Annotated in this window: 18 protein-coding genes; 8 read left to right on the top strand and 10 right to left on the bottom strand. The window is 70.8% G+C overall.

The genetic code is table 11. The features are described 5' to 3' along the window. Positions 1-126: 126 nt before the first annotated feature. The 3 genes from GA0074692_RS22525 to GA0074692_RS22515 all read right to left on the bottom strand — a co-directional run bounded on the left by GA0074692_RS22525 (position 127) and on the right by GA0074692_RS22515 (position 2297). The gene (locus tag GA0074692_RS22525; RefSeq protein WP_091647216.1) at positions 127-1443 is read right to left on the bottom strand and encodes a YibE/F family protein; all 1317 of its coding nucleotides are present in this window, start codon (positions 1441-1443) and stop codon (positions 127-129) included. A gap of 99 nt (positions 1444-1542) precedes the next feature. Then, positions 1543-1776 carry a hypothetical protein gene (locus GA0074692_RS22520; RefSeq protein WP_091647213.1) on the bottom strand — a complete coding sequence of 78 codons (234 nt, stop codon included), beginning with the start codon at positions 1774-1776 and terminating at the stop codon, positions 1543-1545. A 2-nt stretch (positions 1777-1778) separates the two neighbouring features. Next, the gene (locus GA0074692_RS22515; protein ID WP_141725383.1) at positions 1779-2297 is read right to left on the bottom strand and encodes a hypothetical protein; all 519 of its coding nucleotides are present in this window, start codon (positions 2295-2297) and stop codon (positions 1779-1781) included. 334 nt (positions 2298-2631) lie between these two features. Here GA0074692_RS22515 and GA0074692_RS22510 point away from each other — a divergent pair, with 334 nt between their 5' ends. Together GA0074692_RS22510 and GA0074692_RS22505 are read left to right on the top strand one after the other, a co-directional pair. Beyond that, a complete protein-coding gene (locus tag GA0074692_RS22510) occupies positions 2632-3435 on the top strand; it encodes a helix-turn-helix domain-containing protein (protein WP_091647208.1) in 804 nt (267 codons plus the stop codon). Next, entirely contained in the window at positions 3426-3617 is a 192-nt protein-coding gene (locus tag GA0074692_RS22505) for a DUF397 domain-containing protein (RefSeq protein ID WP_091647206.1), read from the top strand. The genes GA0074692_RS22510 and GA0074692_RS22505 overlap by 10 nt, the downstream gene beginning before the upstream one ends. A gap of 91 nt (positions 3618-3708) precedes the next feature. Here GA0074692_RS22505 and GA0074692_RS22500 read toward each other — a convergent pair whose 3' ends face one another. From GA0074692_RS22500 to GA0074692_RS22485, 4 genes are all read right to left on the bottom strand, one after another. Further along, positions 3709-4272, bottom strand: coding sequence for a histidine phosphatase family protein (locus GA0074692_RS22500; protein WP_091647204.1), 564 nt, complete (start codon positions 4270-4272; stop codon positions 3709-3711). A 139-nt stretch (positions 4273-4411) separates the two neighbouring features. Then, positions 4412-4573: a hypothetical protein gene (locus GA0074692_RS35420; RefSeq protein WP_218106703.1), complete on the bottom strand. Its 162-nt coding sequence runs from the start codon at positions 4571-4573 to the stop codon at positions 4412-4414. A 132-nt stretch (positions 4574-4705) separates the two neighbouring features. Continuing rightward, positions 4706-4972, bottom strand: a complete 267-nt coding sequence (locus GA0074692_RS22490) for a ribbon-helix-helix domain-containing protein (RefSeq protein ID WP_091647202.1) — start codon at positions 4970-4972, stop codon at positions 4706-4708. A gap of 31 nt (positions 4973-5003) precedes the next feature. Next, positions 5004-5300, bottom strand: a complete 297-nt coding sequence (locus tag GA0074692_RS22485; RefSeq protein WP_091647200.1) for a metal-sensitive transcriptional regulator — start codon at positions 5298-5300, stop codon at positions 5004-5006. A 90-nt stretch (positions 5301-5390) separates the two neighbouring features. On the opposite strand from GA0074692_RS22485, the gene GA0074692_RS22480 reads away from it, so the two are divergent. The 4 genes from GA0074692_RS22480 to GA0074692_RS22465 all read left to right on the top strand — a co-directional run bounded on the left by GA0074692_RS22480 (position 5391) and on the right by GA0074692_RS22465 (position 9052). Next, the gene (locus GA0074692_RS22480; RefSeq protein WP_091647198.1) at positions 5391-5600 is read left to right on the top strand and encodes a heavy-metal-associated domain-containing protein; all 210 of its coding nucleotides are present in this window, start codon (positions 5391-5393) and stop codon (positions 5598-5600) included. Beyond that, positions 5597-6502: a DUF748 domain-containing protein gene (locus GA0074692_RS22475; RefSeq protein ID WP_091647196.1), complete on the top strand. Its 906-nt coding sequence runs from the start codon at positions 5597-5599 to the stop codon at positions 6500-6502. Before GA0074692_RS22480 ends, GA0074692_RS22475 begins: the two co-directional genes overlap by 4 nt. A gap of 12 nt (positions 6503-6514) precedes the next feature. Next, positions 6515-8770, top strand: coding sequence for a heavy metal translocating P-type ATPase (locus GA0074692_RS22470; RefSeq protein ID WP_176738550.1), 2256 nt, complete (start codon positions 6515-6517; stop codon positions 8768-8770). Positions 8771-8878: 108 nt separating this feature from the next. Further along, positions 8879-9052 (top strand): CsbD family protein, encoded by a 174-nt coding sequence (locus GA0074692_RS22465; protein ID WP_091647191.1) that lies wholly within the window; start codon positions 8879-8881, stop codon positions 9050-9052. Between the two features lie 162 nt (positions 9053-9214). Here the strand turns inward: GA0074692_RS22465 and GA0074692_RS22460 are convergent, their stop codons facing one another. Next, the gene (locus GA0074692_RS22460) at positions 9215-9745 is read right to left on the bottom strand and encodes a DinB family protein (protein WP_091647188.1); all 531 of its coding nucleotides are present in this window, start codon (positions 9743-9745) and stop codon (positions 9215-9217) included. Between the two features lie 185 nt (positions 9746-9930). On the opposite strand from GA0074692_RS22460, the gene GA0074692_RS22455 reads away from it, so the two are divergent. Continuing rightward, positions 9931-10353: a pyridoxamine 5'-phosphate oxidase family protein gene (locus GA0074692_RS22455; RefSeq protein ID WP_091647186.1), complete on the top strand. Its 423-nt coding sequence runs from the start codon at positions 9931-9933 to the stop codon at positions 10351-10353. Positions 10354-10980: 627 nt separating this feature from the next. Next, positions 10981-11586, top strand: a complete 606-nt coding sequence (locus GA0074692_RS22450; protein WP_091643285.1) for a hypothetical protein — start codon at positions 10981-10983, stop codon at positions 11584-11586. Positions 11587-11730: 144 nt separating this feature from the next. Here GA0074692_RS22450 and GA0074692_RS22445 read toward each other — a convergent pair whose 3' ends face one another. Together GA0074692_RS22445 and GA0074692_RS22440 are read right to left on the bottom strand one after the other, a co-directional pair. After that, positions 11731-12966 carry an MFS transporter gene (locus tag GA0074692_RS22445; protein ID WP_091647184.1) on the bottom strand — a complete coding sequence of 412 codons (1236 nt, stop codon included), beginning with the start codon at positions 12964-12966 and terminating at the stop codon, positions 11731-11733. Further along, positions 12963-14099, bottom strand: coding sequence for a polysaccharide lyase family 7 protein (locus tag GA0074692_RS22440; RefSeq protein ID WP_091647181.1), 1137 nt, complete (start codon positions 14097-14099; stop codon positions 12963-12965). The genes GA0074692_RS22445 and GA0074692_RS22440 overlap by 4 nt, the downstream gene beginning before the upstream one ends. Positions 14100-14177: the final 78 nt, after the last annotated feature.

Here is a 14177-nt window from a genome sequence, read left to right as displayed (position 1 = left end):
GTTACCCGACAGTGGGCACCGGGTTCTACGCCCGGATACCGACCAAAAGCGTCATTTCCCCATTGCGTTCCGTCACTCCCGCCACATTTGTCAAGATCAGGCGATTGATGATAACGCTGTGCGATTTCACCATGTCGATTCCGTGTTTCCCGGTCGACCGGGTCCGTCGGGGATATTGTTCGGTCCGGTGGCGACCCGGGGGCCGCTGAGGGCGGCCAGCGCCTCGTCCCGTTCCCCGGCGGGCCGGCGCGGGCGAGGGGTCGTCGTACCGCCCCGCCCGGCGGTGGTGACCAGGGCGGCCAGGCCGGTGGTGATCGGCACGGCGGCGATCAGCCCGAGCGTCGCGACGATGCTGCGGACGATCTCCTGGGCCAGGAACTCGCTGGTCACGATCTCGGTGACGCCGCGGGTGTCGGCGGTCAGCAACAGCAGCAGGGGCAGCGACGCCCCCGCGTACGCGAGCACGATCGTGTTGACCGTCGAGGCGATGTGCGCCCGGCCGACCCGGGTGGCCGCCCGGTAGAGCTGGAGCCGGGTCAGGTCCGGATTGGCGTGGGCCAACTCGGTGACCGTGGCGGCCTGGGTGACCGTGACGTCGTCCAGCACGCCCAGCGAGCCGATGATGATGCCGGCCAGGAGCAGTCCGTGCAGGTCGACGTCGGCCTGGAACATCGAGAGCGTGGTGGCGTCCTCGGAGCCGTACCCGGTCAGATGGGTGAACGCGGTCGCCAGGCTGCCGAGAAGGCCGGTGAGCACCAGGCTGGCCAGGGTGCCGAGGACCGCGACGGAGGTCTGCGCGGTGACCCCGTGGGTGAGGTACAACACCACGAACATGATCAACGCGGCCCCGGTGATCGCCACTGGCAGCGGCGCCTGCCCGGCGCTGATTCCGGGCAGCACGAAGGTGAGCAGGATCGCGAAGCTGGCCGCCAGCCCACCGAGCGCGGCCAGCCCGCGCCACCGGCCGAACGCCACGATGGCGACGGCGAAGACCAGGGCCAGCCAGATCAGCGGCTTCCCCCGCTGGTGGGCGGCGATGCTGTAGCTGCTCACCGTCGGGTCGGCCGGATCGGTCAGTACGACCAGGACCACCTTGTCGTCGACTTCCACCGAGGGGGATCCGGCACCGGTCGGCAGGGGCGTCTCGACCCGCTGTCCGGCGTCGGGCCCGGTCTCGACCGCGATCGTGGCGATGCCGCACGGCCCCGCCGTCGTCCCCTCCGGGGTTTCCGGGGCGGGCGGGCAGGCCTCGGTCACCACCCGCTCGACCGTGCCGTGGTAGCGGGGAGCATCCTCGCCGCCGCCGACCTCCGGGGCGTCCCGGGGCCAGAGCACCAGCGCCGCGACCAGCGTTACCAGGAAGAGCGGGACCACGGTCGCGATCAGGACGCGCCGTACGCGCGGCGGCGCGGCGACGGCGGGACGGCTGTGGTCGTGACCCATGCTTCTCCCAACGGTCCTGGTGTGGCGGTTGCCCCGGCCGAACCATTCTGCCGGGTCCGAAGCCGCAGCTCGCGGCCTGCTCACCGATCCGGCCCGGGCTCACCGGCACCCGCCGTCGTGCGCGAGCGGCAGCTCACACCGCTGTCCGCCGCCCAGTCGCGCGTCACACCAGACCCGGGTACGCCTCGACTGGTCGTCCTCCGCGCTGACCGTGGCCTCCCCGAAGTCGAGGGCCGGCACGTGCCCGAGGGAGTCGCGCAGCGCGACCACGAGGACGACGGCGTCCACCCGGCGGGGCAGCGCCACCGGCAGGTGCAGCACCCAACGACCCATCGTCACCACCGCCTACGTCCCGGGTCCGCCGCGACGGCGGGGAACTGCGCCGTGAGGGCGGCAACCGTCTCCCGTAGGCCGGCGGCGGTCAGTTCGATCTGCCCGGCGGCCCGTGCCCATTCCCAGGTCGCCGCCTTCACGGCCGGGCCGTCCTCCCCGGCGGCCCGGAGCTGCTCCTCGGCCACCCTGATCCGGTGCGGGAACCGGTCGATCCGGTCCGCCGCCGCGCGGAGCCGGACGACGACCGCCCCCACCGTGGCGGCCAGATCGTCGACGGGCGCGTGCCGTCCCGGAGCCGTCCGCAGGCGCTGGACGCCCAGGCCGAGCAGCCGTTCCGCCTCGTCGGCCAGATCCAGCGCCTGATCGGCACCCCGCTGCGCCGCGCGCAGCGCCGGATGCGCCGCACCACCGCCGACCCGTTCCAGCAGGACGACGGCCGCGCCGACCGCGACGTACGCCTCCCGCAACTCGTCGGCCACCCCGGCCACCGCCCACGCGGCGCTGGCCGTCGGCACGCTCACGACCTGCGGGTACGCGGGCGACGTCGGCGCGGCGGCCGGCTCGACCGGCACCGGCAGGTACCGGTCCGGGCACGGCCAGGCGCAGCCGCAACCGCAGCGCCGCCAAGCCGTACGCCAGTCACGGCGGTGACGCGGAGCGAGCGGGACCGGATGGTGTCGGGGCACGGGGACCTCCCTCTTTCGGCTTATCGGCCATATCGCGGTGACCGTGGGTGTACAGCCTGCCCGTGTCGCCCTAGGATTCCGAACACTCCGCTTCGCCATAGCGACTGTGAGTGATGGTCTCGGGCTGGGTGGGGTTCGGCTACGTTGACCGAGGAGAGTGGAGGAACGTGTGGGAATCTCGCCGTCCGAGTTCCTGTTGCGCGAGCTGCGCCGACGGCGGGTGGCTGCCGGGTTGACCCAGGAGGCGCTGGGTGAACGGGTGCACTACTCGAACACGCACGTCAGCGCGATCGAGACCGGCGTCAAGCCGCCCAAGCCGGATTACCTGAAGGCCGTGGACGAAGCCCTGGAGACCGGCGGAATCCTCCTCAGTCTCTGGGAAGACCTGGTCAAGGACGCGAGCGCTCCGGTGTGGTTCCGGAACTGGATCGAGATCGAACGCCAAGCGCTGTCCCTGCGGTGGTACGAGATAACGGTTCTGCCTGGGCTGCTACAGACAGAGGCGTATGCGCGGGCGGTGTTCTCGTGTGGTGGACTGCTGACCCCTGAGGAAGTCGAACAGAGGACGGCCGCCCGCATCGCCCGTCAGGAGGTGCTCACGCGGGACTCGCCACCACAGTTCGTGGCGGTTGTCGATGAGTATCTGTTGCATCGCGAAGTCGGTGATGCCGCGCTGATGCGCGACCAGTTGTCCCGACTGGTGGAGCTTTCTGCCCAGCTTCCGCACGTACGAATCCATGTCGTTCCCTCGTCCGCCGGGGCGTACGCTGGCATGAGTGGTCCCTTCGTGTTGGCGACACTCGAAGGAGGGGACGAGTACGCCTACCTGGACAATCAGCTCCAGGGTCAAGTGGTGGACGAGCCATCCAGCCTGATCTGGGTGCGGCAGGCGTGGGAGTCCATCCGCGGCGAGGCGTTGCCCCACAAGCAGTCGATTGAGCTGATCAGGGAAGTGGCTGAGAAATGGATCTGAGCGGCGCTGTTTGGCGCAAGAGCACGCGCAGTAGCCAGAACGGTGGAGCGTGTGTCGAGGTGGCGGACAATCTGGCGGGGGTGATTCTCGTGCGGGACACGAAGAACCGGTCGGGCGGCACGCTCGCCTTCGCCCCCGAGTCCTGGCGCGCGTTCGTCGCCCAGGTATCCAGCCGGCGGTAACAGCACTCGTGGCGAAAGGGCGTCCGACTCCCGGGTGGGGGTTGGGCACCCTTTCACTCCCGCGCTTGGCGTGGCCGCCTTACCAAGCCCGCTAAGTTCTGTCCGGCGGATTTCGAGGGTCCTCCATCCGGTACTCCCAGCCCTCACGCCAGGCGAAGTCAGCGTCAATCAGATCCTCCAGCCGCACCCCGTTGATCCAATGGTCGAGGCCCCACCGAGTGGCAACGTGTCCGATCACCAGGACTCGTCGGCCCGCCCACCGCAGCGACAGGTCATCGAGAAAGCGCCCGACCCGGTGCACGGCCTGTCGCCAGCTCTCACCGCCGGGGTAGGGGTGTTCGAGGTACCGGCTGCGCTGCTCGTGCAGCTCGGCGGCCGGCATGCCGTTACGCTCCCCGTAGTCACACTCCCGCAGGCGCCAATCGTGCAACACGGGGATCGTGGTTCCCGAGAGGGCTATGTCGACCGTCTCCACAGCCCGACGCAGGTCCGAGGCGAATACCGCCTCGATGCCGTCGCTTCGCCTGCGCTGGCCAAGCTCGGCTGCCAACGCTCGTCCCCTGGCAGACAATTGACCCGGCAGCCAGCCGGTAGCAAAACCTCGGTCGTTGTCCTGGCTCCAGGAGTGAGTCTCGAAAACGATTTCGGTCGGCATGGGGCGATGCTACTGACGAGATGGGAAACGTGGCGCGACCACCACGGGCCATCGACGCGATCTGTCGGGTGAAACGCACCAACTCGCGTTCGACCCCGACGCATCCGGGCGCGACCGTGATGGAGGTTCGACGGTCGACTCAGACGCGACGGATGACCAGCCCCGGTTTGACGTCTGAGGTGGCCGAGAGGTGTGCGATGTCCTCCGGATCGCTGGTGAAGACGATCGCGCCGCAGGCCAGAGCGATGGTGACCACGCTGGCGTCGACGACATCGCGGGTCCGGGCCTTGCCGCACAGCACGCTGACCCACGACGACGGAGGGGATAAGCAGGCGTCGCCCCTCCTCCAGGGCCAGATGGTGGATCGCCTACATCCGCCGGTCGTTGCCGTCGATCGCAAGGAGCACCCCGGCGTCGTAGACGTAGAGAACGCTTACGCCGTCGCCTGGCCGAGCCCGCTGACTGCATGCGCGTCGGCGGCGGCCATTTCTGCACGCGCTGCGGCGATCTCCTCCACGGAGAACGTGCCGTGTTCGGCCTGCCAGTCTGCGACCAAGCGCCGCCCGACCCGCCGCCGGAGTTCGCTCTTCGCCGCATGGGCGACCAGCCTCGACAGCGGGACGCCATCTTCGCGAGCCGCCTCACCGAGTGCCGCCACCAACTCCTCGGGGAGGGTGACCGTCACCTTCTTCGCCGCCATGCAAGCACCATATGAGTAAGGCTTCCGGTGGTCAGCCGCGTTTCATGAGGCGGCCGACTGCCGCCATCATCTCGGTCGCCATCTCGTCGGCGCGGCCCTCGGCGGCGCCCTCGTGCATGCAGTGCCGGGCATGGCCGTCGAGCAGGCCGAGGGCGACCTTGTCCAGGGCGGCCTGGATGGCGGAGATCTGGGTGAGCACGTCGATGCAGTAGCGGTCCTCGTCGACCATCTTCTCGATGCCCCGGACCTGCCCCTCGACCCGGCGCAGTCGCGCGAGCAACTGGTCCTTGGTGGCCGTGTATCCCCGGATCGGTGTGGGTGCGCTCATGATGTCGAGGATAGCTTACCCCCTGGGGGTATGCTACGGTCCAGTCGAAGGGATACCCCAGGAGGGTATCCATCGTCGAGAGGAGTTCCGATGGCCACCGAGACGTACCAGGTCCAGGGCATGACCTGCGGACACTGCGTCAGCGCGGTCAGCAGCGAGCTGGGCGCGGTCGACGGCGTCACGGACGTCCAGGTCGACCTGGCCTCGGGGCAGGTCACCGTCACCAGCGACGCCCCGTTGGAGACCGAGACGGTCCGCGCGGCGGTCGACGAGGCCGGATTCGAGCTCGTCGGCTCATGAACACAGCGACGAAGCTGAGCGGGCTCGCCCTCGGCCTCGTGGCGGTTCTCGGTGCGGCGTACGGGGTCGGGCAGTTGACCGGCCCCGTCACCCCCGCCGAGAGCGGCCACCCCACCGCCGGGCACGCGCCCGCCGACCCCGAGGACGGCGACGGGCACGAGGGCGGCACGGGTGCGGCCGACCACCTCCCCGGCGGGCTACTGGTCTCCGACCGTGGCTACACGCTCACCCCCGTCTCCGCGCCGGCCGGCGAGTTCGCCTTCCGCATCACCGGCCCGGACGGGCACGCGATCACCGCCTTCGACGAGGCGCACGACAAACGGATGCACCTGATCGTCGCCCGGCGGGACCTCGCCGGCTTCCGGCACGTGCACCCGACGATGGACCCGGACGGCACCTGGCGGATCGCCTCCCCGCTGGCCGAGCCGGGGAGCTGGCGGGCGTTCGCCGACTTCACCCCGACCGGGGCGGAACCGCTCACCCTCGGTCTGGACGTCGCGGTCCCCGGCGCGTTCACACCGCGTACGCTGCCCGCGCCGACGGCCACCGCCACCGTCGACGGGTACGCGGTCACGCTCACCGGCGAGCTGCGCCCCGGCGACACCAGCGAGCTGACCCTGACCGTACGCCGCGACGGCGTACCGGTCACCGATCTTCAGCCCTACCTCGGCGCGTACGGGCACCTGGTGGCGCTGCGTCAGGGGGACCTGGCGTACCTGCACGTGCATCCGGACGGCGCGCCCGGCGACGGGCGGACCCGGCCCGGTCCGGAGGTCCGCTTCCGCGCCGAGGTGCCGTCCGCCGGGACGTACCGCCTCTTCCTGGACTTCCAGCATGGCGGCACGGTCCGTACCGCGGAGTTCACGGTCGTGGCCGGCGCAGCCGACCACGCACACGACTGATCGGAGGTACTGATGTCCACCGCTGAGCCACTACGGGTGGCACCCCACCGGATCGAGCTGGCCATCGGCGGCATGACCTGCGCCTCCTGTGCGGCACGGATCGAGAAGAAGCTCAACCGCCTGGACGGGGTGACCGCCTCGGTCAACTACGCCACTGAGAAGGCGACCGTCCGGTACGACGACACTGTCACGCCGGAGGACCTGATCGCCACGGTCGAGAAGACCGGTTACACCGCCGCGCTGCCACCCCCGCCCACGCCGGCCGCCGCCCCGGAGGGGGCTGCCGAACCGGTGGACGAGCTGCGCGGACTGCGTACCCGGCTCTGGGTGTCGATCGTCCTGACGGTGCCGGTGGTCGCGCTGGCGATGGTGCCGGCCTGGCAGTTCACCTACTGGCAGTGGCTCTCGCTGACCCTGGCCGCCCCGGTGGTGGCCTACGGCGGGCTGCCCTTCCACCGGGCCGCGCTGATCAACCTGCGGCACGGTGCCGCGACCATGGACACCCTGGTCTCGCTCGGCACCCTCGCCGCGTTCGGCTGGTCGGTCTGGGCGCTCTTCCTCGGCGACGCCGGCGTGCCCGGCATGACCCACCCGTTCAGTTTCGACATCACCCGTGGCGACGGGGCCGGGAACATCTACCTCGAGGCGGCAGCCGGGGTGACCACGTTCATCCTCGCCGGCCGCTACTTCGAGGCCCGGGCGAAGCGCACCGCCGGCAGTGCCCTGCGGGCCCTGCTCGAACTGGGCGCGAAGGACGTCGCCGTGCTGCGCGACGGCGCGGAGGTCCGGATCCCGGTGGACCAGCTCGCGGTGGGGGACCGGTTCGTGGTCCGGCCCGGCGAGAAGGTCGCCACCGACGGGCTGGTGGCCGAGGGCACCTCGGCGGTCGACGCCAGCATGCTCACCGGCGAGTCGGTGCCGGTCGAGGTGGGACCGGGTGACGCGGTGGTCGGGGCGACCGTCAACGCCGGCGGCCGGCTGGTGGTCACCGCCACCCGGGTCGGCGCGGACACCCAGCTCGCCCAGATGGCGAAACTGGTGGAGGAGGCGCAGACCGGCAAGGCGGCCGTACAGCGGCTGGCGGATCGGATCTCCGGGGTGTTCGTCCCGATCGTGATCGCGCTCGCGGTCGCCACCCTCGGCTTCTGGATCGGCCGGGACGCGGGCCTGACCGCCGCGTTCACCGCCGCCGTGGCGGTGCTGATCATCGCCTGCCCGTGCGCGCTCGGCCTGGCCACGCCGACCGCCCTGCTGGTCGGCACCGGCCGGGGCGCGCAGCTCGGCATCCTGATCAAGGGACCGGAGGTGCTGGAGTCGACCCGGCGGGTGGACACCGTCGTGCTGGACAAGACCGGCACCGTCACCACCGGCAAAATGACCCTGGTCGACACGCTGCCGGCGGACGGGCAGGACGCCGCCGAGTTGTTGCGGCTGGCCGGCGCGCTGGAGGCGGCCAGCGAGCACCCGATCGCCCGGGCGGTGGCCGCCGGAGCGGCCCGCGCCGGGACCCTGCCCCCGGTGACCGGGTTCGCCAACGTCGAGGGGCTCGGCGTCACCGGCGGCGTTGACGGCCGGCAACTGGTGGTCGGCCGGGTACGGCTGCTGCGCGAGCGTGGGTTCGACGTACCCGAGGAGGTCGCGCGGACCGTGACCGACGCGGAGGCCAACGGACGGACGGCGGTGCTGGCCGGCTGGGACGGCCGGGCGCGCGGGGTCCTGGTCGTCGCCGACGTAATCAAGCCGACCAGCCGGGACGCGATCACCCGACTCCGCGAAATCGGCCTGACGCCGGTGCTGCTGACCGGGGACAACACCGCCGCCGCCCGCACGGTCGCCGCCGAGGTCGGCGTGGACGAGGTGATCGCCGAGGTGCTGCCGGCGGAGAAGGTCGACGTGGTCAAGCGGCTCCAGGCCGAGGGAAAAGTCGTGGCGATGGTCGGGGACGGGGTCAACGACGCCGCCGCGCTCGCCCAGGCCGACCTGGGGCTGGCCATGGGCACCGGTACGGACGCCGCGATCGAGGCGTCCGACCTGACCCTCGTCCGGGGCGACCTGACGGCGGCGGTGGACGCTATCCGGCTCTCCCGCCGGACGCTGCGGATCATCAAGAGCAACCTCTTCTGGGCCTTCGCCTACAACGTGGCGGCGCTGCCACTGGCCGCCGCCGGGCTGCTCAACCCGATGATCGCCGGAGCGGCGATGGCCCTCTCCTCGGTCTTCGTGGTCGCCAACAGCCTCCGCCTGCGCGGCTTCCGCCCCGTGGCGTGACCCGGCGGGAGGTGGCCGCCCTGCCCGACGGCGACCCGGGCGGCAGGGTTGGGCCGGCAGCGTCGGGGTAGGAGGAAGACGTTCCACCCGCGATTCTGGAGGTGCGACATGGGTCTCGATAACAAGATCGACAACGCGTCTGAGCAGGTGGCCGGCAAGGTGAAGGAAGGCGTCGGCCGGGCGACCGACGACGAGCGCCTGGAGGCCGAGGGCCGCCAGGAGCAGGCCAGCGGCCATCTCAAGCAGGCCGGCGAGAAGATCAAGGACATGTTCCGCAGCTGATGTCCGCGTTCCGCGTCGGGTCGGCCCCTCGGCCGGCCCGACGCGCGCGTACGGGTCACCTTCGACCGGCGCGGCTTTGGGCACGAGCGGCTGCTGATCGCCGGCGGGCCCCTGCCCGAGCCGGTCGCCGGCCGGCCCCTGCCCGAGCCGGTCGCCGAACGGTCAGCCGGCCGCTCGCGCCGCGCGCAGTAGCCGGAGCTGCCCGATCTCGGCGACGTTCTTCATCAGCTCGGCGTTCGCCCAACCGAGGGTGTGCGCGACGGTGTGCGCCGGATCGTCCTGCCACGGGAAGGTCGCGGGGCGGGCGAGGTCGGCGTCGGTGAGCCGGTCGAGCACGGCCAGCCATCGGGTACGCAGGTCGCGGAGCCAGGTCACGGTCGGTTCCCCCGGGCCGGGCCAGTGGACGTCGGTACGCTCGCGCGGCGCCAGCCCCTCAAGGTGATCCAGGGTCACGCTCCACCACCAGCCGAGATGCCAGGTCAGCCAGCCAATCGTGGGCACCGGTACCGGTTCCGGCTCGGTGTCGGCCCAGTCGGGCACCCACCCGCCGTCGGGGCCGACCCGCATCGTCCAACAGAGTGTGGCGGGCTCCCAGCCGAAGTCCTCCGGTTCGAGTCGTTCGAGGTGGTACTCGAAAAGGGACCAGGTCAGGTCGAACTGCCACCGCGTGAGCGCGAGGGAGGGCACCGGCATTCGGGCACCATGCCACCGCGTCGCCCCGCCGGTCGACCGAATATGGCCCGCCGTGCCCCCGTTGACGCATGGCGTCGCACCTTCCGTGGCGTTGGCGTGACGACGGAATCGACGGATCAGGAGGCTGGGTCGCTGCGGTAAGGCCGTCCTCGCGCTGGCCGGCAGGAAGCGACCACAATCGACACATGGCCGCTGACTTCGACATCGACGCCTTCCTCGCCCAGCCGCTCACCGCTCGCCTTGCCACCAACGGACCTACCGTTCGGCCTGTCTGGTATCTGTGGGAAGACCAGGCCTTCTGGATCATCACCGGCCCCTGGTCCAAGCTGCGCGACCATGTTCGAGTCGACCCCGCCCTGGCCATCACCGTCGACGTCTGCGACCTCACCACGGGTCTGGTCCGACAGGTCATCGCTCGCGGATGCGCCGAACTGCTGCCGTTCGACATTCCGCGTGGCAAGCGCAAGCTCAGCCGCTATCTCGGCCCTGACGAGACCCGCTGGGCCACCCGCTTTCAACTGCACGACGACCTTGCCGAACGTGACACCGTCTGGCTGCGGCTGCGACCCACCTCCATCACCGCCGCTGACCTCAGCTACCAGGCTTGACGGACACGATCTCGATCAGCGTGACCCGTCGGCCGGCTGCTTGATCCACTCCATTACGTCGAAACGGCGGTCTCCGACGTTTTGGGCAGCCCCATCTCGCCGAAACGGAGTCGATCACCCGAGGCCGGCTGCTTGATCGACTCCGGTTGCGGCAAGTTGGGGTCACCCGGGCCGTGGAGACCCCGACATGCCGCAAATTGAGGGCCGGGCCGAGGGACGGGCCGGCGGCGGACGGTCCGGCGTCCGGCGGGCGCGTCGGCGGGCGGGCCGGTCGGCGGCGGACGGGGCCGGTCGGCGGCGGACGGGGCCGGCGGCCGGTGGGAATGGCGGCGGGGGTGGGGTGGTTGTATCCCCCGTGCGGCTGTGACCCCGCCCCTGGTGAGTGGGCGGGTGGGCCGGGCCCCCCGGGGAATGGGGGCGGCCGGTTGGTCGTTATACCTTGTCCGCGCCGATGCAGTGGCCCCCTGTGTGGCGGGCCTGGCGGATCCCCCGATCCCCCTCGTCTGGTGCGGTGAGTATCCCCCTGGATCTTTCTCAGAGCGCCCTTACGTGTGGTGCTTACGCGCTTGTCCGGTATCTGCCGAGATGGCCGGCTGTGGTGCGTCGACCCCGAACGGAGCTTTGATCATGAACAAGCTTATCGAGCGTGGTGTGCTGTCCATTGCCGGTCTGACCGCTGTGGTGGGTATGGCGGCTGGTTCGGGTCTGTCGCAGGACGTGACTCCGGCAGTGACGACGAAGCCGGTGGCGGCGACGCAGCAGGTGTCGGCGGACAGTGGCAAGCAGGTGTCGATGGACAAGTTGCTGCCCAACGGTGTGCCTGGTGGGCAGTCGGCGATTCCGCTGAACGGTGAGCAGAAGGACAACGCGAAGGCGATCGTCGAGGCGACGAAGAAGGCCGGGATGGACGAGCGGGCCGCTGTGGTGGCGATCGCGACGAGCTTGCAGGAGTCGAAGTTGGAGAACCTGGGTCATCTGGGTGACCGCAACGACCATGACTCGCAGGGTCTGTTCCAGCAGCGTCCGTCGAGTGGGTGGGGCACGGTGGAGCAGATCACCGACCCGGAGTACGCGACGACCGCGTTTTTGAACGGGTTGAAGGGTGTGGACGGCTGGGAGGACATGCCGCTCACTGAGGCCGCGCAGACGGTGCAGGTGTCGGCGTACCCCGACCACTACGCGCAGTGGGAGAAGCAGGCCGCTGACCTGGTCGCCGAACTCTGGACCAAGTGACGACAGCACCGAGTCACGACAGGACCAAGTCACGATAAGACCAAGTCACGACAGGACCGAGTGACGGCAGGGCCAAGTCGCGACAGGACCAAGTGACACACGCACGAGGGCTCCTTCCCGGACGGGAAGGAGCCCTCGTCGTCTTCAGGCCGGGCGGAGGTCTGTGGTGTGGTGGACCCGCCAGGCGGGAGAGCCGACGATCCAGGCGGCGGCGGTCGCCGCCCCGACGGCGCAGAGCGCCAGCACGGCCGTGGTGCCCCACTGCTGGGCGAGCCAGCCGGCGAGCAGCGCGCCGACCGGGGCGGAACCCCAGACGACGGTACGGATCGTGGCGTTGACCCGGCCGTGCAGGTGGTCCGGGGTGAGCGCGTACCGGATCGGCACCTGGTGCACATGATGGACCTGCTGCCCGAACCCGGCGACCACCTGGGAGGTCAGCACCAGGGCGAACGCCGCCCACCCGGGCGTCCACTCGGCCAGTGGGGTCAGGCTTGCGCCGAGCCCGCCGACCAGCAGGGCGTACGCCATGGTCGGGCCGCTGCCCAGGCGGCGGCCGAGCGGTGCGGCTACCGTCGCGCCGAGCAGCCCGCCGACCGCCGCCGCACCGAGGGTCACCCCGAGCAGCCAGGGGGCGAGGTTCCGTTCCCGCAGCAGGTGGAGCACGAGCAGGGCGGACGACCCACTGGTCCAGAAGACGAGGGTGGCGGTGGCCAGGGTGACCGCGCGCAGTACCCGTTCACCGAAGACCACCCGCAGTCCGGCCCGGATGGCGGTCAGCAGACCGGTGGCCGGCCCGGCGGGGCGGGGCGCGCGGTGCCGGATCGCCAGCACCGAACCGGCGGCGACCAGGTGGGAGAACGCGTCGACCGCGACGGCGACCGGTGCGGTGAGCACCTGTACGAGCCAGCCGGCCAGGGCCGGCCCGCCGAGCTGCCCGGTCGACTGGGTCACCTCGATGATGCTCTGCGCGCCGGTGCGTTGCGGTGCGGGCACCAGCGTCGGGACGTACGCCAGATGGGCGACGTCGAGGAAGACGGCGAACGACCCGGCGACGAAGGTCACCGCGTACAACTGGGGGAGGCCCAGCCAGCCGAGGAGCGCGCCGGCCGGGACCACCGCGAGCACCGCGGCCAGGGCGAGGTTGACCGCGACCAGCGCGGGGCGGCGCGGCAGCCGGTCGACCCAGACCCCGACGACCAGGCCGAGCAGGAGGTACGGTGCCCGGCTCAGCGCGGCCAGCACGCCCATGTGCAGCGGGCCGGCGTCGAGCGCTGCCGCCGCGGTCAGCGGCAGCGCCACCACGCTCACCTGGGAACCGAGGTACGACACCCCCTGCCCGGCCCAGAGCCGGCGGAAGTCCGAATCACGCCAGGCGGTCAGGAGTGCGTCACGCTCAGGCCGTAGATCAGCGTCTGACCGTAGTTGTCACTGCTGCACGGCGACGAGTTGCTGCAGTTGGCCTGGGTGTACGCGCCGGCCTTGAAGTACGCGCCGGAGAAGCTCTTGCTGAGCGTGGTCTGGAGGGTGCCGTTGTAGTACGCCTTGATCTGCCCGCCGCTGACCACGAACTTCACCTGGATGCGGGTGCCGAGCTGGTAGCTGCTGGTGACCAGCTTGTGGTGGGTGGTGTCGCCGTTGGTGACGTACAGGCTGGACCCCTCCAGCCGGAACACGGTTACGTCGTCGCTGCCGTCGTGGATCTGCGCGCCGACGACGTGCGGCTTGGTGGACGGCAGGCGGGTGAAGGCGAGGTCCACGGTCAGGGTGTGCGTGCCGGAGGTGGAGGACCAGGCCGCGTTGGACGTCCCGTTGTTGGTCATCTCGCGCAGCTCGGAGCGGGGGTAGCTGGACCCGCTGGTGGTCACCCCGTTGACCGGGGCGCGGAACTGCACCGCCCGGCACGAGTCGGCGGTGACGAACCACGGGGAGATCTGGTAGCCGTCCAGCGTGGGCTGCTTGATCTCGGTCGGGCTCTCCGACGACCCGGTCGGCAGGGTGATCTTCCAGTTGGTCAGGTTGAGCACGTCGGCGGGGACGGAGCAGGTGCCGCCGCTGCCGTCCGCCCCGTACACCTGGGCCTCGGTGATGCTGTTCCAGTCGTTGTACGTGTTGCCGTAGCCGACCACCCGGATGTACCGGGCGGTGCGGTCGGCGAAGCCGTACGTCTCGAGCTGCGTGGTGCTGCCGCTGCTCGTCCGCTGGCTGACCACCGTGTTCCAGGTGGAGCCGTCACCGGAGACCTGCACGGCGAATGTCTGCACCCGGGTGTCGCCCTGGTGCCAGGCGATGGCGATCGAGCCGATCGTGGTGGTCGCCCCGGTGTCGAAGCGGATCCAGGAGCCGTCACCCTCGGCCGACCAGCGGGTGTTCAGGTCGCCGTCGACGGCGTTGGCCGGCACGTTGCCGTCGTGCGAGCTGGCGGTCACCGCGGAGACCGGCAGAACCGTCGCGGCCTGGGCGGGCGCGGCGGCCAGGCCGGTGCCGAGCAGCGCCAGCGGTAGGAGGGCAGCCATTGATCGTCGCAACGGACACCTCACGTGGGTCGGGGCAAGCTCGATCGCTTTGCCAACGCCGAGCGACCCTAGGAGAGA

This window comes from Micromonospora pallida, assembly GCF_900090325.1.
Lineage (GTDB): Bacteria > Actinomycetota > Actinomycetes > Mycobacteriales > Micromonosporaceae > Micromonospora > Micromonospora pallida.
The sequence above is the reverse complement of the archived record's forward strand: the minus strand, read 5'-3'. Positions and strand labels throughout refer to the sequence as shown.

Bases quoted from the DNA above. Each gene is read 5' to 3' on its own strand.
- GA0074692_RS22525 (WP_091647216.1), bottom strand. From the start codon at position 1,443: ATGGGTCACGACCACAGCCGTCCCGCCGTCGCCGCGCCGCCGCGCGTA.
- GA0074692_RS22470 (WP_176738550.1), top strand. From the start codon at position 6,515: ATGTCCACCGCTGAGCCACTACGGGTGGCACCCCACCGGATCGAGCTG.
- GA0074692_RS22480 (WP_091647198.1), top strand. From the start codon at position 5,391: ATGGCCACCGAGACGTACCAGGTCCAGGGCATGACCTGCGGACACTGC.
- GA0074692_RS22460 (WP_091647188.1), bottom strand. From the start codon at position 9,745: ATGCCGGTGCCCTCCCTCGCGCTCACGCGGTGGCAGTTCGACCTGACC.
- GA0074692_RS22465 (WP_091647191.1), top strand. From the start codon at position 8,879: ATGGGTCTCGATAACAAGATCGACAACGCGTCTGAGCAGGTGGCCGGC.
- GA0074692_RS22505 (WP_091647206.1), top strand. From the start codon at position 3,426: ATGGATCTGAGCGGCGCTGTTTGGCGCAAGAGCACGCGCAGTAGCCAG.
- GA0074692_RS22440 (WP_091647181.1), bottom strand. From the start codon at position 14,099: ATGGCTGCCCTCCTACCGCTGGCGCTGCTCGGCACCGGCCTGGCCGCC.
- GA0074692_RS22455 (WP_091647186.1), top strand. From the start codon at position 9,931: ATGGCCGCTGACTTCGACATCGACGCCTTCCTCGCCCAGCCGCTCACC.
- GA0074692_RS22490 (WP_091647202.1), bottom strand. From the start codon at position 4,972: ATGGCGGCGAAGAAGGTGACGGTCACCCTCCCCGAGGAGTTGGTGGCG.
- GA0074692_RS22485 (WP_091647200.1), bottom strand. From the start codon at position 5,300: ATGAGCGCACCCACACCGATCCGGGGATACACGGCCACCAAGGACCAG.
- GA0074692_RS22500 (WP_091647204.1), bottom strand. From the start codon at position 4,272: ATGCCGACCGAAATCGTTTTCGAGACTCACTCCTGGAGCCAGGACAAC.
- GA0074692_RS22520 (WP_091647213.1), bottom strand. From the start codon at position 1,776: ATGGGTCGTTGGGTGCTGCACCTGCCGGTGGCGCTGCCCCGCCGGGTG.
- GA0074692_RS22450 (WP_091643285.1), top strand. From the start codon at position 10,981: ATGAACAAGCTTATCGAGCGTGGTGTGCTGTCCATTGCCGGTCTGACC.
- GA0074692_RS22475 (WP_091647196.1), top strand. From the start codon at position 5,597: ATGAACACAGCGACGAAGCTGAGCGGGCTCGCCCTCGGCCTCGTGGCG.